Annotated in this window: 13 protein-coding genes; all 13 read left to right on the top strand. The window is 70.4% G+C overall.

Going from position 1 to position 15,761, the window contains the following annotated elements; all coding sequences use genetic code 11:
- Positions 1 to 10 precede the first annotated feature (10 nt).
- The 13 genes from ACFYWG_RS32525 to nuoN are packed head-to-tail and all read left to right on the top strand — an operon-like array spanning position 11 to position 15,700.
- A complete protein-coding gene (locus tag ACFYWG_RS32525; protein ID WP_007383964.1) occupies positions 11 to 565 on the top strand; it encodes an NADH-quinone oxidoreductase subunit B family protein in 555 nt (184 codons plus the stop codon).
- Positions 562 to 1,308 (top strand): NADH-quinone oxidoreductase subunit C, encoded by a 747-nt coding sequence (locus tag ACFYWG_RS32520; protein WP_376330973.1) that lies wholly within the window; start codon positions 562 to 564, stop codon positions 1,306 to 1,308. Before ACFYWG_RS32525 ends, ACFYWG_RS32520 begins: the two co-directional genes overlap by 4 nt.
- Complete coding sequence (locus tag ACFYWG_RS32515) at positions 1,305 to 2,627, top strand: NADH-quinone oxidoreductase subunit D (RefSeq protein ID WP_376330972.1); 1,323 nt, start codon at positions 1,305 to 1,307, stop codon at positions 2,625 to 2,627. Before ACFYWG_RS32520 ends, ACFYWG_RS32515 begins: the two co-directional genes overlap by 4 nt.
- Positions 2,624 to 3,484: an NADH-quinone oxidoreductase subunit NuoE gene (nuoE, locus tag ACFYWG_RS32510; protein ID WP_376330970.1), complete on the top strand. Its 861-nt coding sequence runs from the start codon at positions 2,624 to 2,626 to the stop codon at positions 3,482 to 3,484. The genes ACFYWG_RS32515 and nuoE overlap by 4 nt, the downstream gene beginning before the upstream one ends.
- Positions 3,484 to 4,830, top strand: coding sequence for an NADH-quinone oxidoreductase subunit NuoF (gene nuoF, locus ACFYWG_RS32505; protein WP_383510233.1), 1,347 nt, complete (start codon positions 3,484 to 3,486; stop codon positions 4,828 to 4,830). The genes nuoE and nuoF overlap by 1 nt, the downstream gene beginning before the upstream one ends.
- The gene (locus ACFYWG_RS32500; RefSeq protein ID WP_383510231.1) at positions 4,827 to 7,331 is read left to right on the top strand and encodes an NADH-quinone oxidoreductase subunit G; all 2,505 of its coding nucleotides are present in this window, start codon (positions 4,827 to 4,829) and stop codon (positions 7,329 to 7,331) included. The genes nuoF and ACFYWG_RS32500 overlap by 4 nt, the downstream gene beginning before the upstream one ends.
- The gene (gene nuoH, locus ACFYWG_RS32495; RefSeq protein ID WP_376330966.1) at positions 7,328 to 8,704 is read left to right on the top strand and encodes an NADH-quinone oxidoreductase subunit NuoH; all 1,377 of its coding nucleotides are present in this window, start codon (positions 7,328 to 7,330) and stop codon (positions 8,702 to 8,704) included. The genes ACFYWG_RS32500 and nuoH overlap by 4 nt, the downstream gene beginning before the upstream one ends.
- A complete protein-coding gene (gene nuoI / locus ACFYWG_RS32490) occupies positions 8,697 to 9,362 on the top strand; it encodes an NADH-quinone oxidoreductase subunit NuoI (protein ID WP_376330964.1) in 666 nt (221 codons plus the stop codon). Before nuoH ends, nuoI begins: the two co-directional genes overlap by 8 nt.
- Positions 9,359 to 10,201: an NADH-quinone oxidoreductase subunit J gene (locus ACFYWG_RS32485; protein WP_389204414.1), complete on the top strand. Its 843-nt coding sequence runs from the start codon at positions 9,359 to 9,361 to the stop codon at positions 10,199 to 10,201. Before nuoI ends, ACFYWG_RS32485 begins: the two co-directional genes overlap by 4 nt.
- Positions 10,198 to 10,497 carry an NADH-quinone oxidoreductase subunit NuoK gene (gene nuoK, locus ACFYWG_RS32480; protein WP_003992252.1) on the top strand — a complete coding sequence of 100 codons (300 nt, stop codon included), beginning with the start codon at positions 10,198 to 10,200 and terminating at the stop codon, positions 10,495 to 10,497. Before ACFYWG_RS32485 ends, nuoK begins: the two co-directional genes overlap by 4 nt.
- 15 nt (positions 10,498 to 10,512) lie before the next feature.
- Complete coding sequence (gene nuoL, locus ACFYWG_RS32475) at positions 10,513 to 12,477, top strand: NADH-quinone oxidoreductase subunit L (protein WP_376330960.1); 1,965 nt, start codon at positions 10,513 to 10,515, stop codon at positions 12,475 to 12,477.
- Positions 12,478 to 12,482: 5 nt separating this feature from the next.
- Complete coding sequence (locus ACFYWG_RS32470) at positions 12,483 to 14,054, top strand: NADH-quinone oxidoreductase subunit M (protein ID WP_376330958.1); 1,572 nt, start codon at positions 12,483 to 12,485, stop codon at positions 14,052 to 14,054.
- Positions 14,051 to 15,700, top strand: coding sequence for an NADH-quinone oxidoreductase subunit NuoN (gene nuoN / locus ACFYWG_RS32465; RefSeq protein WP_383510219.1), 1,650 nt, complete (start codon positions 14,051 to 14,053; stop codon positions 15,698 to 15,700). Before ACFYWG_RS32470 ends, nuoN begins: the two co-directional genes overlap by 4 nt.
- Positions 15,701 to 15,761 lie beyond the last annotated feature (61 nt).

Genomic DNA, 15,761 nt, shown 5'->3' with positions numbered 1-15,761 from the left:
GCCACACGTCATGGGACTCGAAGAAAAGCTGCCGAGCGGCTTCCTGCTGACCACCGTCGAACAGGCCGCGGGCTGGGTGCGCAAGGCGTCCGTCTTCCCGGCCACGTTCGGACTCGCGTGCTGCGCCATCGAGATGATGACCACCGGCGCCGGCCGGTACGACCTGGCGCGCTTCGGCATGGAGGTCTTCCGCGGCTCGCCCCGCCAGGCGGACCTGATGATCGTCGCCGGCCGGGTCAGCCAGAAGATGGCGCCGGTGCTCCGGCAGGTCTACGACCAGATGCCGAACCCCAAGTGGGTGATCTCCATGGGGGTCTGCGCCTCCTCGGGCGGCATGTTCAACAACTACGCGATCGTCCAGGGCGTCGACCACATCGTGCCGGTCGACATCTACCTCCCCGGCTGCCCGCCCCGGCCGGAGATGCTGATGGACGCCATCCTCAAGCTCCACCAGAAGATCCAGTCCTCCAAGCTCGGCGTGAACGCCGAGGAGGCGGCCCGCGAGGCGGAGGAGGCGGCGCTCAAGGCCCTGCCCACCATCGAGATGAAGGGGCTGCTGCGGTGAGCGACGCGCACAAGGACGCAGACGGCGTGAACCCCGACAAGGCGCTCTCCGCCGAGAACCTGCCGGGCCAGCGCGGCCAGGGCGGCGAGGAGATCCGGGTCCAGCGCGGGATGTTCGGCGCCGGCAACGGCGGCGACACCACCGGTTACGGCGGCCTGGTCCGCTCGGTCCGGCTCCCGGGACCGGCGAGCCGCCCCTACGGCGGCTGGTTCGACGAGGTCGCCGACGAACTGGAGGGGGCGCTGGAGGAGCAGGGACTCCTCCCGGACAACGCCATCGAGAAGACGGTCGTGGACCGCGGCGAGCTGACCTTCCACATCGAGCGCGAGCACCTGGTGACGGTCGCCCGCACCCTGCGCGACGACCCGGCGCTGCGCTTCGAGCTGTGCACCGGCGTCAGCGGCGTGCACTACCCGAACGACAAGGGCCGGGAGCTGCACGCCGTCTACCACCTGCGCTCGCTCACCCACAACCGGGTGATCCGCCTGGAGGTCAGCTGCCCCGACGGAGACCGGCACATCCCGTCGCTGTTCTCCGTGTACCCGACGAACGACTGGCACGAGCGCGAGACGTACGACTTCTTCGGCATCGTCTTCGACGGCCACCCCGCCCTGACCCGGATCATGATGCCGGACGACTGGCAGGGCCATCCGCAGCGCAAGGACTACCCCCTCGGCGGCATCCCCGTCGAGTACAAGGGCGCCCAGATCCCGGCTCCGGACCAGCGGAGGTCGTACTCATGAGCACTTCCCACGCCTCCCCCCGGGAGACCACCGAAGGCACCGTCTACACGGTCACCGGCGGCGACTGGGACGAGGTCGTCCAGTCCGCGGCCCGGGCCGACGACGAGCGCATCGTCGTCAACATGGGCCCGCAGCACCCCTCCACGCACGGGGTGCTCCGCCTGATCCTGGAGATCGAGGGCGAGACCGTCACCGAGGCCCGCTGCGGCATCGGCTACCTCCACACCGGCATCGAGAAGAACCTCGAGTACCGGACGTGGACGCAGGGCACCACGTTCGTGACGCGCATGGACTACCTGACGCCGTTCTTCAACGAGACGGCGTACTGCCTCGGCGTCGAGAAACTCCTCGGCATCGAGGACCAGATCCCCGACCGCGCCTCCGTCATCCGCGTGCTCCTGATGGAGCTGAACCGGCTCTCCTCCCACCTGGTGTGCATCGCCACCGGCGGCATGGAGCTGGGCGCCACCACGATCATGATCTACGGCTTCCGTGATCGTGAACTCATTCTCGACATCTACGAGCTGATCACCGGCCTGCGGATGAACCACGCGTACATCCGCCCCGGCGGACTCGCCCAGGACCTGCCGCCCGGCGCGGTGGACCAGATCCGCGAGTTCGTGAAGAAGATGAACAAGAACCTCCCGGAGTACGACAAGCTCGCCACCGGGAACCCCATCTTCAAGGCCCGCATGCAGGACGTCGGCTACCTCGACCTGGCCGGCTGCATGGCCCTCGGCGCGACGGGCCCGATCCTGCGCTCCACCGGCCTGCCGCACGACCTGCGCAAGGCCCAGCCGTACTGCGGCTACGAGACGTACGACTTCGACGTCCCGACCTCCGACACCTGCGACTCCTACGGCCGCTTCCTGATCCGGCTGGAGGAGATGCGCCAGTCGCTGCGGATCATCGAGCAGTGCCTGGACCGGCTGGAGCCCGGACCGGTCATGGTCGCCGACAAGAAGATCGCCTGGCCCGCCCAGCTCGCGCTGGGACCCGACGGGCTCGGCAACTCCCTCGACCACATCAAGAAGATCATGGGCACCTCCATGGAGGCCCTCATCCACCACTTCAAGCTGGTCACCGAGGGCTTCCGGGTCCCGCCCGGCCAGACCTACGTGGCGGTCGAGTCGCCCAAGGGCGAGCTGGGGGTGCACGTCGTGTCCGACGGCGGCACCCGCCCCTACCGGGTCCACTTCCGCGACCCGTCCTTCACCAACCTGCAGGCCATGGCGGCGATGTGCGAGGGCGGCCAGGTCGCCGACGTCATCGTCGCCGTCGCGTCCATCGACCCCGTGATGGGAGGCGTCGACCGGTGACCACCTCATCCTCCGAGCGGGGCGTCAGCCTGGGCATGCCCGAACTGCCCGCGCCCGCCTACCCGGACGACGTCCGGGCCCGGCTGGAGACCGACGCGCGCGAGGTCATCGCCCGCTACCCGGACTCCCGCTCCGCCCTCCTGCCGCTGCTGCACCTCGTGCAGTCCGAGGAGGGGCACGTCACCCGCACCGGCATGCAGTTCTGCGCCGACATGCTCGGCCTGACCACCGCCGAGGTCACCGCGGTCGCCACCTTCTACACCATGTACCGGCGCAGGCCGAGCGGCGACTACCAGGTCGGCGTCTGCACCAACACCCTGTGCGCGGTGATGGGCGGCGACGCCATCTTCGAGGAACTCCAGGAGCACCTGGGCGTCGGCAACGGCGAGACCACCGGCGACGGCAAGGTCACCCTGGAGCACATCGAGTGCAACGCGGCCTGCGACTTCGCGCCGGTGGTGATGGTCAACTGGGAGTTCTTCGACAACCAGACGCCGGCCAGCGCCAAGAGCCTCGTCGACGACCTGCGCGCGGGACGCCCGGTCACCCCCACGCGCGGGGCGCCGCTGTGCTCCTTCAAGGAGACCGCCCGGATCCTGGCCGGCTTCCCCGACGAGCGCGACGGGGCCGTCGAGGCGGGCGGCAGCGCCGGACCCGCCTCCCTGGTCGGCCTGAAGCTCGCCAAGGGCGAGGCGTCCCCCGCGCGTGTGGTGCACCCGCGCGGTGAGCAGGCCCGCACGGACGCGCCGCACGAGCCGTCCCCGACGGAGCACCTCAGCTCGCACGACGCGCCGCAGGACACATCGGCCTCCGACCCGGCCCACCCGGCCGGGCCCACCGCCGAGGAGGGGGAGTGATGACCTTGGCACCCGAGCTGAAAGACATGAGCCCCGAGAAGCTGCTCGCACCGGTGCTGTCGGCCTTCTGGGACGAGGACAAGTCCTGGACGCTGGACGTCTACCGGCGCCACGACGGCTACGAGGGGCTGCGCAAGGCCCTCGCGATGACGCCGGACGAGGTGATCGCCTACGTCAAGGACGCCGGACTGCGCGGACGCGGCGGCGCCGGCTTCCCCACCGGGATGAAGTGGCAGTTCATCCCGCAGGGAGACGGCAAGCCGCACTACCTCGTGGTCAACGCCGACGAGTCGGAGCCCGGGACCTGCAAGGACATCCCGCTCCTCTTCGCCAACCCGCACAGCCTCGTCGAGGGCATGATCATCGCGTGCTACGCGATCCGGTCGTCGCACGCCTTCATCTACCTGCGCGGTGAAGTGGTCCCCGTCCTGCGGCGGTTGCACTCCGCCGTCCGCGAGGCCCACGAGGCGGGCTTCCTCGGCGAGAACATCCTGGGCAGCGGACTCGACCTCGACATCACCGTGCACGCGGGCGCGGGCGCCTACATCTGCGGTGAGGAGACCGCGCTGCTCGACTCGCTGGAAGGCCGCCGCGGCCAGCCGCGGCTGCGTCCCCCCTTCCCCGCCGTCGCGGGCCTCTACGCCTGCCCGACCGTGGTGAACAACGTCGAGTCCATCGCCTCGGTCCCCGCGATCATGCAGCGGGGCAAGGACTGGTTCCGGTCGATGGGCAGCGAGAAGTCGCCCGGCTTCACGCTGTACTCCCTCTCCGGCCACGTCGCCAGCCCCGGCCAGTACGAGGCGCCGCTCGGGATCACGCTGCGCCAGCTGCTGGAGATGAGCGGCGGCATGCGCCCCGGGCACCGCCTGAAGTTCTGGACGCCGGGCGGCTCCTCGACCCCGATGTTCACCGACGAGCACCTGGACGTCCCCCTCGACTACGAGGGCGTGGGGGCCGCCGGCTCCATGCTCGGCACCAAGGCGCTGCAGTGCTTCGACGAGACCACCTGCGTGGTCCGCGCCGTCACGCGCTGGACGGAGTTCTACGCCCACGAGTCCTGCGGCAAGTGCACGCCCTGCCGCGAAGGCACCTACTGGCTCGTGCAGCTGCTGCGCGACATCGAGGCCGGCAAGGGGCAGCTGTCCGACCTCGACAAGCTGAACGACATCGCCGACAACATCAACGGCAAGTCCTTCTGCGCCCTCGGCGACGGCGCCGCCTCGCCGATCTTCTCCTCGCTCAAGTACTTCCGCGAGGAGTACGAGCAGCACATCACGGGCCGGGGATGTCCCTTCGACCCGGCCAGGTCGACGGCCTGGGCCGACCGCACGGAGGTGAACGCATGACCGTGACCACCAGCTCTCCCTCCGGCGGGGGAGAGGCGGCGGTCCCCCCGGAGGACCTCGTGTCGCTGACGATCGACGGCGTCGAGATCAGCGTGCCCAAGGGCACCCTGGTCATCCGGGCCGCCGAGCAGCTCGGCATCGAGATCCCCCGGTTCTGCGACCACCCCCTCCTGGACCCGGCGGGCGCCTGCCGCCAGTGCATCGTCGAGGTCGAGGGCCAGCGCAAGCCGATGGCCTCCTGCACCATCACCTGCACCGACGGCATGGTCGTCAAGACCCACCTCACCTCCCCGGTCGCGGAGAAGGCCCAGAAGGGGGTGATGGAGCTCCTGCTCATCAACCACCCCCTGGACTGCCCCGTCTGCGACAAGGGCGGCGAGTGCCCGCTGCAGAACCAGGCCATGTCGCACGGCGACGCCGACTCCCGCTTCGAGGGCCGCAAGCGGACCTACGCCAAGCCCGTCCCGATCTCCACGCAGGTGCTGCTGGACCGCGAGCGGTGCGTGCTGTGCGCCCGCTGCACCCGGTTCTCCAACCAGGTCGCGGGCGACCCGATGATCGAGCTGATCGAGCGGGGCGCGCTCCAGCAGGTCGGCACCGGCGAGGGCGACCCGTTCGAGTCGTACTTCTCCGGCAACACCATCCAGATCTGCCCCGTCGGCGCACTGACCTCGGCGGCGTACCGGTTCCGCTCCCGGCCCTTCGACCTGGTCTCCTCCCCGTCGGTGTGCGAGCACTGCTCCGGCGGCTGCGCCACCCGCACCGACCACCGGCGCGGCAAGGTCATGCGACGCCTCGCGGCCGAGGACCCCGAGGTCAACGAGGAGTGGATCTGCGACAAGGGCCGCTTCGCCTTCCGGTACGCGCAGCAGCGCGACCGGCTGGACACGCCCCTGGTGCGCAACGCCGAGGGCGACCTGGAGCCGGCCTCCTGGCCCGAGGCGCTGCAGATCGCGGCGCAGGGGCTGCTGGCCTCCCGGGGCCGCACCGGCGTCCTGACCGGCGGCCGCCTCACCGTCGAGGACGCCTACGCGTACAGCAAGTTCACGCGCGTGGCGCTCGACACCAACGACATCGACTTCCGCGCGCGGGTGCACAGCAGCGAGGAGGCCGACTTCCTGGCCGCCCAGATCGCCGGCCGCGGCCGGGACCTCGACGGCACCGGAGTCACCTACACCGCGCTGGAGAAGGCCCCCGCCGTCCTGCTGGTCGGGTTCGAGGCGGAGGAGGAGGCGCCCGGCGTCTTCCTGCGGCTGCGCAAGGCCTGGCGCAAGCACGGGCAGCGGACCTTCTCCCTCGCCACGCACACCACCCGGGGTCTGGAGAAGGCCGGCGGCACCCTGCTGCCGGCGGCCCCCGGCACCGAGACCGAGTGGCTCGACGCGCTCGCGAGCGGTGCCGGACTGGAGGGCGACGGCGCCACCGCTGCCGAGGCGCTGCGCGCCGAGGGCGCGGTCATCGTGGTCGGCGAGCGGCTGTCCGCCGTGGCCGGCGGACTGACCGCCGCGGTGCGCACGGCCGCCGCGACCGGCGCCCGCCTGGTGTGGATCCCGCGCCGGGCCGGGGAGCGCGGCGCGATCGAGGCGGGCGCCCTGCCGTCGCTGCTGCCGGGCGGACGCCCGGCGACCGACCCGCGCGCGCGGGACGAGGTCGCCGCCGTCTGGGGCGTGGCCGGCCTCCCGCACCGCTACGGCCGCGACACCGGCGAGATCGTGGAGGCCGCCGCGACCGGCGAACTCCAGGCGCTGCTGGTGGCGGGCGTGGAGATCGCCGACCTGCCCGACCCGGCACGCGCGCGTGCCGCGCTGGACGAGGTGGGCTTCCTGGTCTCGCTGGAGCTGCGGCCCAGCGAGGTCTCCCGCAAGGCCGACGTGGTCCTGCCGGTCGCCGCGGTCGCCGAGAAGGCCGGCACCTTCCTCAACTGGGAAGGCCGGATCCGCTTCTTCGAGGCCGCGCTCAAGCCCGACCAGATGACCCGCACCCTCGCGCCCACCGACGCGCGCGTGCTGCAGATGCTCGCCGACGCCATGGACGTCCACCTGGGGCTGCCGGATCTGCGCACCGTGCGCGCGGAGATCGACCGGCTCGGCGCCTGGGACGGCCCGCGGGCCGGCGAACCCCTGGAGACCGCGGCCGCGCTGCCCCGCCCGGCCGCCGGGGAGGCCGTGCTCGCCGGGCACCGGCTGCTGCTCGACCAGGGCGTCCTGCAGCAGGGCGACGAGGCACTCGCCGGGACCCGGCACGCCGCACGCGCGCGGGTGTCGGCCCCGACGGCCGCCGAGGCGGGCGTCAAGGACGGCGACCTCCTCGCGGTGACCGGACCCCGCGGAGCCGTCGAACTCCCGCTGCAGATCACCGACATGCCCGACCGGGTGGTGTGGCTGCCGCTGAACTCCGCCGGTGGCGGCGTCGCCTCCGACACGGGGGCGCGGCCCGGCTCCCTCGTCCGCATCGGCCCGGCGACCCTCGCCGGCGAGGCCCCCAAGGAGGTGGAGGCATGAGCCCGTCCCTCGCCGCTGAAGACCTCTCGATGTTCGGCACCGACCCGTGGTGGCTGGTCGTCATCAAGGCGGTGTTCTGCTTCGCCTTCCTGATGGTGACCGTGCTGATCTCCATCGTCATGGAGCGCAAGGTCGTCGCCTGGATGCAGCTGCGCATCGGACCCAACCGGCACGGCCCGTGGGGCATGCTCCAGTCGCTCGCCGACGGCATCAAGCTGATGCTGAAGGAAGACGTGATCGTCAAGCGCGCGGACAAGGCGGTGTACGTCCTCGCGCCGGTCATCGCGGCCATCCCCGCCTTCATGGCGATCGCGGTGATCCCCTTCGGTCCGGCCGGCAACGAGATCTCGATCTTCGGCCAGCGCACCACCATGCAGCTCACCGACCTGCCGATCGCGATGCTGTACATCCTCGCGGTCGCCTCGGTCGGCATCTACGGCATCGTCCTGGCCGGCTGGAGCTCCGGCTCGACGTACCCGCTGCTGGGCGGCCTGCGCTCCTGCGCCCAGATGATCTCCTACGAGATCGCGATGGGCGCCGCCTTCGCCTCCGTGTTCCTCTACTCCGGGTCGATGTCGACGTCGACGATCGTGGAGGGGCAGACCGACCGCTGGTACATCGTGCTGCTGCCGGTCTCCTTCATCCTCTACATCGTCACCATGGTCGGCGAGACCAACCGCGCCCCCTTCGACATGCCGGAGTCCGAGGGCGACCTCGTCGGCGGCTTCAACACCGAGTACTCGTCGATCAAGTTCGCGATGTTCATGCTCGCCGAGTACGTCAACATGGTGACCGTCTCGGCCGTCGCCACCACGCTGTTCCTCGGCGGCTGGCGGGCCCCCTGGCCCATCAGCACCTTCTGGGAGGGCGCCAACCACGGCTGGTGGCCGCTGCTGTGGTTCACCGTCAAGGTCCAGCTGCTGCTGTTCATGTTCATCTGGATCCGCGGCACCCTCCCGCGTGTCCGCTACGACCAGCTGATGAAGCTCGGCTGGAAGGTCCTCATCCCGGTCTCGCTGGTGTGGCTGATGCTCGTCGCGAGCGTCCGGGCCCTGCGCAACGAGGGCTACGACTTCGCCGACATCGCGCTCTACGTCGGCGGCGCGGTGCTCGCCCTGCTGCTGCTGTCCTTCGTCGCCGACATGTTCCGCGAGAAGGGCAGGAAGGCCGAGCAGCCCGCCGAGGCCCCGGCCGCCTTCGACCCCATGGCGGGCGGGTTCCCCGTACCGCCCCTGCCGGGACAGGAACTCCCGCCGGTTCCGCGCCGGCGCTCGCGCCGTGAGCGGGAGCTGATCGTCAGTGGCGGGCCCGATACCCGGAGCGACGGATCTCCGGGCGGATCCACGGAGGGAAAGGAGGCGTCCGATGGCTGACGAGATCGAGCGTGCGCAGGCGGAAGAACCGAAGGACACCAAGCCCGGTTTCATGAACCCCGTGGCCGGCTTCGGCGTGACCTTCAAGGCCATGTTCAAGAAGCGGCTGACCGAGCAGTACCCGGAGCAGCAGAAGGTCACCGCTCCGCGCTTCCACGGACGGCACCAGCTCAACCGCCATCCGGACGGCCTGGAGAAGTGCGTCGGCTGCGAGCTGTGCGCCTGGGCCTGCCCCGCCGACGCGATCTACGTGGAGGGCGCCGACAACACCGACGAGGAGCGCTACTCGCCGGGCGAGCGCTACGGGCGCGTCTACCAGATCAACTACGCCCGCTGCATCCTGTGCGGCCTGTGCATCGAGGCGTGCCCCACGCGCGCGCTGACCATGACCAACGAGTTCGAGCTGGCCGACTCCAGCCGCGCCAACCTCATCTACACCAAGGAGCAGCTGCTCGCCGGTCTGGAGGAGGGCATGGTCGACACCCCCCACGCCATCTACCCCGGCACGGACGAACAGGACTACTACCGGGGCCTGGTGACGGAGGCGGCGCCGGGCACCGAGCGGCAGGTCGCCCACTCCAAGGGCGAGGTCGTGCAGGAGGCCGACACGACCTTCGGCGGGACCGAGCCGGCGTCGGAGAAGGTGGTCGGCCGATGACCTCCCAGCTCGCCGCCTACTCCACCTCCACCGGAGAGGCCGTCCAGTTCTGGATCCTCGGCACGGTCGCGGTGATCGGCGCCCTGTGCACCATCCTCATGAAGAGGGCCGTGCACAGCGCGCTGTGCCTGGCCGGGACCATGATCATCTTGGCGGTGTTCTACCTCGCCAACGGCGCCTACTTCCTGGGCGTCGTCCAGATCGTCGTCTACACCGGCGCGATCATGATGCTGTTCCTGTTCGTGGTGATGCTGGTCGGCGTCACCGCGGCGGACTCCCTGAAGGAGACCATCAAGGGCCAGCGCTGGCTCGCCCTGCTGTGCGGACTCGGCTTCGGCGTCCTGCTGATCGCCGGCATCGGCAACGCCTCCCTCAAGGAGTTCAACGGCCTGGGCCAGGCCAACGCCGGGGGCAACGTCGAGGGCCTCGCCGCCCTCCTCTTCACCCGGTACGTCTTCGCGTTCGAGATCACCGGCGCCCTGCTCATCACGGCCGCCGTCGGCGCCATGGTGCTCACCCACCGCGAGCGCACCGAGCGGGCCAAGACGCAGCGGGAGCTGGCCGAGGAGCGCGTGCGCACGGGCACGTACCTGCCGCCGCTGCCGGCGCCCGGTGTCTACGCCCGGCACAACGCGGTCGACATCGCGGGCCTGCTGCCCGACGGCACCCCGTCCGACCTCACCGTCAGCAAGACGCTGCGCGAGCGCGGCCAGGTCCGTGACGTGTCGCAGGAGGCGCTCAACGACCTCAAGGCCCTGGAGCAGCGGGCCGAGGAGCGCCTGGAGCGCAGGGCGGTCGGGCCGGCGAAGTTCCAGCGGTCCGAGGAGGCGTCGAAGTGAACCCCGTCAACTACCTCTACCTCGCGGCCCTGTTGTTCACCATCGGCGCCACCGGTGTGCTGATCAGGCGCAACGCGATCGTGGTGTTCATGTGCATCGAGCTGATGCTCAACGCCTGCAACCTCGCGTTCGTCGCCTTCTCCCGCATGCACGGCAACCTCGACGGCCAGATCATCGCCTTCTTCACGATGGTCGTCGCCGCCGCGGAGGTCGTGGTCGGGCTGGCGATCATCGTGTCCCTGTTCCGTGCCCGCCACTCGGCCTCGGTCGACGACGCCAGCCTGATGAAGCTGTAAGGGGTCGGGAGAAAAGTGGAGAACCTGATTGCGCTGCTGGTGGCGGCGCCCCTGCTCGGAGCTGCGGTCCTGCTGTGCGGCGGACGCCGGCTGGACGCCGTCGGCCACTGGCTCGGCACCCTGCTCGCGGCCGTCTCCTTCGTGCTCGGCCTGGTGCTGTTCAGCGACATGCTCGCCCAGGACGCCGACCAGCGGCTCATGAGCCAGCACCTGTTCAGCTGGATCCCGGTCGAGGGCTTCCAGGCGGACGTCGCCTTCCAGCTCGACCAGCTGTCCATGACGTTCGTGCTGCTGATCACGGGCGTCGGGACGCTGATCCACCTGTACTCCGTGGGGTACATGGAGCACGACGAGCGGCGCCGCCGCTTCTTCGGCTACCTGAACCTGTTCCTCGCGGCGATGCTGATCCTCGTCCTCGCCGACAACTACCTGCTGCTGTACGTCGGCTGGGAGGGCGTCGGTCTCGCCTCCTACCTGCTGATCGGCTTCTGGCAGCACAAGCCCAGCGCCGCGACGGCCGCCAAGAAGGCCTTCCTGGTCAACCGCGTGGGCGACATGGGCCTGTCCATCGCGATCATGCTGATGTTCCTGTGGTTCGGCACCTTCGCCTTCGGGCCGGTGCTCGGCGGCCAGGAGGAGGCCGGGCTCGCCGGAGCGGCCGGTGAGGACAAGCTCACCGCGATCGCCCTGATGCTGCTGCTCGCCGCCTGCGGCAAGTCCGCCCAGGTGCCGCTGCAGTCCTGGCTCGGGGACGCGATGGAGGGCCCGACCCCGGTCTCGGCCCTCATCCACGCCGCGACCATGGTGACCGCGGGTGTCTACCTCATCGTCCGCTCCGCGGCCGTCTTCAACGGAGCCCCGGACGCGCAGCTGGTCGTCACCATCGTCGGCGCGGTCACGCTGCTCTTCGGTGCGATCGTCGGTTGCGCCAAGGACGACATCAAGAAGGCCCTGGCCGGCTCGACCATGTCGCAGATCGGCTACATGGTCCTCGCCGCCGGCCTCGGCCCCATCGGCTACGTCTTCGCGATCATGCACCTGGTGACGCACGGCTTCTTCAAGGCCGGTCTCTTCCTCGGCGCCGGCTCGGTCATGCACGGCATGAACGACGAGGTCGACATGCGCAGGTACGGCGGCCTGAGGAAGTACATGCCGGTCACCTTCGTCACCTTCGGCCTCGGCTATCTGGCGATCATCGGCTTCCCGGGCCTGTCCGGCTTCTTCTCCAAGGACAAGATCATCGAGGCGGCGTTCGCCAAGGGCGGCACCGAGGGCTGGATCCTCGGCGCCTGCGCCCTGCTCGGCGCGGCCGTCACCGCCTTCTACATGACGCGCGTGATGCTGATGACGTTCTTCGGCGAGGAGCGCTGGCGCAACGCCCCGACCCCGTCGCCGGCGAGCCCCGACGTGGAGCCCGCGGCCGAGACCCGCGGCGCGTACACCCCGCCGCACCCGCACGAGTCGCCCAAGATCATGACCGTCCCGATGATCCTGCTGGCGGTCGGCTCGGTGGCGGGCGGCGCGTTCTTCAGCATCGGCGACCGGTTCCTGCACTGGCTGGAGCCCGTCACCGGTCACAGCCACGGCCACCCGCCGATCAGCGCGGGCGTGGTCACCGGCGCGACCGTGGCGTGCATGGTCATCGGTGTGGCCCTCGCCTGGGCGCAGTACGGCCGCCGCCCGGTCCCGGCCGTCGCGCCCCGCGGCTCGCTGCTCACCCGGGCGGCCCGGCGCGACCTGTACCAGGACGACTTCAACCACGTCGTCCTGGTCCGCGGCGGCGAGCACCTCACGCGCTCGCTCGTCTACGTCGACCACACCCTGGTCGACGGCGTGGTCAACGGCACGGCGGCCTCGGTCGGCGGCCTCTCCGGGCGGATGCGCAAGCTGCAGAACGGCTTCGCCCGCTCCTACGCGGTCTCGATGTTCGGCGGCGCCGCGGTCATCGTCGCCGCGACCCTGCTGATGAGGGCGGTCTGATACCGATGTCCTTTCCTCTGCTGACAGCGACAGCGGCGCTCCCGGCGATCGGGGCGATCGCCACGGCCGCCGTCCCGGCCGCGAAGCGCACCGCCGCCAAGTGGCTGGCGCTGCTCTTCTCGCTCGCCACCCTCGCCCTGGCGGCGACCGTCCTGGTCCGCTTCGACCCGGACGGCGACCGCTACCAGCTCACCGAGTCCCACGCCTGGATCGCCGACTTCGGCGTCCGCTACGAACTGGGCGTGGACGGCATCGGCGTGGCGCTCATCGGGCTCACCGCCCTGCTCATCCCGTTCATCATCCTGGCGGGCTGGCACGACGCCGACCCCCTGGAGACCGGCAGCAGCCGGTGGCGGCCGACGCAGGGCTTCTTCGCCCTGATCCTGGCCGTCGAGGCGATGGTGATCCTCTCCTTCGAGGCCACGGACGTCTTCCTCTTCTACATCTTCTTCGAAGCCATGCTGATCCCGATGTACTTCCTCATCGGCGGCTTCGGCGACCGTGCCCACGAGCACGGCGAGAAGACGGCGGCGACGCAGCGCTCGTACGCCGCGGTGAAGTTCCTCCTCTACAACCTGGCCGGCGGCCTGATCATGCTGGCCGCGGTCATCGGCCTGTACGTGGTCGCGGGGAACTTCTCGCTCCAGGAGATCGCCGCAGCCCGGGCCGACGGCACGCTGGACATGGCGACCAGCACCGAACGCTGGCTGTTCCTCGGCTTCTTCTTCGCCTTCGCGGTGAAGGCGCCGCTGTGGCCGCTGCACACCTGGCTGCCCAACGCGATGCAGGAGTCGACGGCCCCGGTCGCGGTCCTCATCACGGCGGTCGTCGACAAGGTCGGCACCTTCGCGATGCTGCGCTTCTGCCTCCAGCTCTTCCCGGAGGCCAGCAAGTGGGCCACGCCGGTGATCCTCGTCCTGGCGCTGATCAGCATCATCTACGGGGCGCTGCTCGCGGTCGGCCAGCGCGACATCAAGCGGCTGGTGGCCTACGCGTCGATCTCCCACTTCGGCTTCATCATCATGGGCATCTTCGCGATGACGAGCCAGGGCCAGTCCGGCGCGACGCTGTACATGATCAACCACGGCATTTCGACGGCCGCGCTGATGCTGGTCGCGGGCTTCCTGATCTCCCGGCGCGGCTCGCGGCTCATCGCCGACTACGGCGGGGTGCAGAAGGTCGCCCCGGTGCTCGCCGGCACCTTCCTGATCGGCAGTCTCGCGACCCTGTCGCTGCCGGGGCTGGCGCCGTTCGTGAGTGAGTTCCTGGTCCTGGTCGGCACGTTCACGCGCTACCCGGTCATCGGCATCATCGCCACCTTCGGCATCGTCCTCGCCGCGCTCTACACCCTCGTCCTGTACCAGCGGACGATGACGGGCCCGGTGAAGCCGGAGGTGTCCGCGATGCCGGACCTCAGGGTCCGTGAGCTCGTGGTGGTCGCCCCGCTGGTCGTACTGCTGATCTTCCTGGGCGTCTACCCGAAGCCCGTCACGGACATCGTCAACCCCGCGGTGGAGCAGACGATGTCCGACGTTCAGAAGAAGGACCCCCAGCCCGAGGTGGAGGCGGCCAAGTGAGCGCATCAGCCGTCCACAGCCTGTGGACAACCGCGGCCGACCCGATCACCAAGATCGACGCGCCGAAGTTCGAGTACGGCCAGCTGGCGCCCACCCTGATCGTCGTGGGAGCGGCGATCGTCGGGATCCTGGTCGAGGCGTTCGTACCGCGCAAATCCCGCTATCACGTCCAGATGTTCGTCTCCGTCGTGGCCCTCGCGGCCGCCTTCGCCGCGGTCGTCGCCCTGGCGGCCGACGGCTACGGCACGACCAAGGCGCGCATCGCGGCGATGGGCGCGATCGCCGTCGACGGACCGGCCCTGTTCCTGCAGGGCACCATCCTGCTGGCGGCCCTGGTGGGCCTGTTCACCTTCGCCGAGCGGCGCCTGGACCCGGCGGCGCACGGCAACCGCGTCGACTCCTTCGCCGCCCAGGCCGCCTCGGTGCCGGGCAGCGAAAGCGAGAAGGCCGCGGTCAAGGCCGGGTTCACCACCACCGAGGTGTTCCCGCTGCTGATGTTCGCCGTGGCCGGCATGCTGATCTTCCCGGCGGCCAACGACCTGCTGACGCTGTTCGTCGCCCTGGAGGTCTTCTCCCTGCCGCTGTACCTGCTGTGCGCCCTGGCCCGCCGCAAGCGGCTGATGTCCCAGGAAGCGGCGGTCAAGTACTTCCTGCTCGGCGCCTTCGCCTCCGCGTTCACCCTGTTCGGCATCGCGCTGCTCTACGGCTACGCGGGCTCGATGTCGTACGCGACGATCGCGCAGGTCGTCGACGGCACGGTGCAGGACGTCGACCCGGCGCTCGCCGGCACCATGGGCAACGACGCGCTGCTGCTGGTCGGCGCCGCGCTGCTGGTCATGGGCCTGCTGTTCAAGGTGGGCGCGGTGCCCTTCCACATGTGGACGCCGGACGTCTACCAGGGCGCCCCGACCCCGGTGACCGGCTTCATGGCCGCGGCGACCAAGGTGGCGGCCTTCGGCGCGCTGCTGCGGGTGCTGTACGTCGTCCTGCCCGGGCTGCGCTGGGACTGGCGGCCGGTGATGTGGGGCGTGGCGATCGTCACCATGCTGGGCGGTGCGATCGTGGCGATCACGCAGACCGACATCAAGCGCCTGCTGGCGTACTCCTCGATCGCGCACGCCGGGTTCATCCTCGCGGGTGTCATCGCGACCACGCCCGACGGCGTCTCGTCCGTCCTCTTCTACCTGGCCGCGTACTCGTTCGTGACGATCGGCGCCTTCGCCGTGGTCACGCTGGTGCGCGACGCGGGCGGTGAGGCGACGCACCTGTCCAAGTGGGCGGGGCTCGGCCGGCGTTCGCCGCTGGTCGCCGCCGTGTTCGCGGTGTTCCTGCTGGCCTTCGCCGGCATTCCGCTGACGTCCGGCTTCGCCGGGAAGTTCGCCGTGTTCAAGGCGGCGGCGGAGGGCGGGGCCGCCCCGCTCGTCGTCATCGGCGTGATCTCGTCGGCCATCGCGGCGTTCTTCTACATCCGCGTCATCGTGCTGATGTTCTTCAGCGAGCCGCGGCCGGAGGGCCCGACGGTGGCGGTGCCGTCGCCGCTGACCATGGCGGCGATCGGCGTGGGCGTGGCGGTCACGCTGGTGCTCGGTGTGGCACCGCAGTACTTCCTGGACCTGGCGGGGCAGGCGGGCGTCTTCGTCCGCTGACCCCGGCCCGCGGCGGGACGACGGCCCGGCTCCTCTCGGGGGGAGCCGGGCCGCCGTTCTG

The organism is Streptomyces sp. NPDC003456, from assembly GCF_042878735.1.
In the GTDB taxonomy this organism is placed as follows: domain Bacteria; phylum Actinomycetota; class Actinomycetes; order Streptomycetales; family Streptomycetaceae; genus Streptomyces.
Note: the sequence above shows the minus strand (reverse complement) of the source record. Positions and strands in the feature narration are given on the sequence as shown.